This is a genomic window from Acidovorax cavernicola (assembly GCF_003581445.1).
The window spans coordinates 1-1,917 of sequence record NZ_QXMN01000174.1; the positions used below are offsets into that span (position 1 = coordinate 1).

3 protein-coding genes are annotated in these 1,917 nt (G+C 66.2%); 2 read left to right on the forward strand and 1 reads right to left on the reverse strand.

All coding sequences use genetic code 11. The features are described 5' to 3' along the window. Positions 1 to 460, forward strand: a 460-nt coding sequence (locus tag D3H34_RS32200; protein ID WP_205736858.1) for a lytic murein transglycosylase, incomplete at its 5' end; no start/stop codon positions are given. Positions 461 to 617: 157 nt separating this feature from the next. Then, positions 618 to 1,028, forward strand: coding sequence for an Hsp20/alpha crystallin family protein (locus tag D3H34_RS32205; protein ID WP_119558818.1), 411 nt, complete (start codon positions 618 to 620; stop codon positions 1,026 to 1,028). Positions 1,029 to 1,089: 61 nt separating this feature from the next. Here the strand turns inward: D3H34_RS32205 and D3H34_RS32210 are convergent. Beyond that, positions 1,090 to 1,917: DUF5666 domain-containing protein (locus D3H34_RS32210; protein WP_205736859.1), on the reverse strand; the 828-nt coding region annotated here is incomplete at its 5' end.

Sequence of the window (1,917 nt, forward strand, 5' to 3'; positions counted from 1 at the left end):
GTTCATGCCGTCGAGCTGGGTCAAGTGGGCCGTCGACTTCGACGGCAACGACCACATCGACCTGTTCGGCAGCCCGGCCGACGCGATCGGCTCGGTCGCCAACTACTTCATCGGCCACGGCTGGAAACCCGGCATGCCTACCCATTACCCGGTCGCGCTCGACAGCCGGCCCGAGCAGATGGCCGAGCTGCTGGCCCCCGACATCCTGCCGACGTTCACTCCCGAGCGCATGCTCGCACTCGGCGCGCGCGTGCAGCCGCCCGGAGCGACGCACGACGGCCCGCTGGCACTGGTCGAACTGCAAAACGGCGGCGACACGCCGGTGTATATCGCCGGCACCGAGAACTTCTACGCGATCACGCGCTACAACTGGTCGAGCTACTACGCGCTGTCGGTGATCGAGCTCGGCCAGGAAGTGCGCGCTGCGCGCGAAGCCGCGCGCGCTTCCCGCGCGCCCTGAGCATCCTCGCTCGCGTGGCGGCGCCCAGCCCTTTTTCAAGGGCTGGGGTGCTTAAATATTCATCACTTTTTTTCCTTGAAATCCTGTTTGGGCGCCTGCATTTCAGAAGCAAGCGGCAGCCACATTGAGCGCCGCGCACCAGACAGGAGCTTCCGTGATGATCTTCACTGCACCCATGATTCGCCGTTCCAGCCAAGGTTTTCCGCGCGCCGCCGACCAGGCCTTGCAGCGCTTTCTGCAGTCGACGCTGACGCCTCCGCTGCACCGCCTGTCTGAAGCTTCGGCGTCGGCCAGCGCGGCCTTCACCGCCACGCAGGACGATCAGGCCACCACCTTGCAACTCGACGTTCCCGGCCTGTCGCGTGAGCAGCTGCAGCTGCGCCTCGAAGGCGCGCAAGTGCATCTGACCAGCGTCGAAGGCGCGCCGCGCAAGGTGCAGCGCTCCTGGGAACTGGACCACGCGATCGACGTTGCCGCAAGCAACGCCAAGCTCGAAAACGGCGTGCTCACGCTGCGCCTGGCCAAGCTCGCGCCCGTCGACAAGGCCGTGACGCTGGCCATCGACTGAACCTGGAGAAGTACGCCAGGCGTGCCCCCCGTTCGCTCACGCGGCGGGGGGCCGCGCCGTGTCAGGGCCGGAAGTCGATCTCGGTGGCTTCGACAGTGCCACCGCTGGCCAGCCTGCCCTTCACCCTGATCGCCGCCCCGTTGGTCAGATTCGCGGCGATGGTGCCGTCTTCCTCCCGGATGCTGCCCAGCGTGTAGTGGAAGGTAACCCCGCGCACCACGAACGTCTGGCTGGCGGCGTTGAACGCCGAGACCGTGCCGCGCACATCCACTTCGGCTTGGTCATCATCTTCGCGCTCGATCTTGCTGACCACCAGCACGCCGTTGACGATCGCCCCCTCGGCCTCCACCCGCTGATTGACCGGCAGCACGGTGCCCGGGGGCAGCCGGGAAACGTCGATGGGGAGGCCGTTGATGGAGAAGCTGGTGCCGCTTTGCAGCAGGATGCCTTCGACCTCGGACTCGTCGCAGTCATCGATGGGCGAGCGCAGTTCGATGCGCGTGACAAGCCATTGGCCGCCGGGATTCGCGAGGGTCGTGGTGCGCACCCGCACGAACAGACCGTTCGCCAGCGGGCCGGAAGGAAGGCGATCCGTCGGCGTGCTGGAATAGTTGAAGACCGCCGCGCCGATCCGGAAGGTCCGGGCCACCGCGTCGTGGTTGCTGATCACTCCGCGCAGCTTGAACTCGCTGGTCTGGCCCTCGTTTTCGATACGGGAGGCGGTCACCACGCCAGTGCTGTCCGCGAACCCGTGCACCTCCAGGATGTCGCCGGCGACAATGCTGTTGAAGGTGATCCCCTCGAAGACCGTAGCGGCATTCACCTTCACCGTCTGCCCGAACACCACCAGGGTGTCGGGGTCTGTCCTGGAAGCCACGGGGCCCTTGAT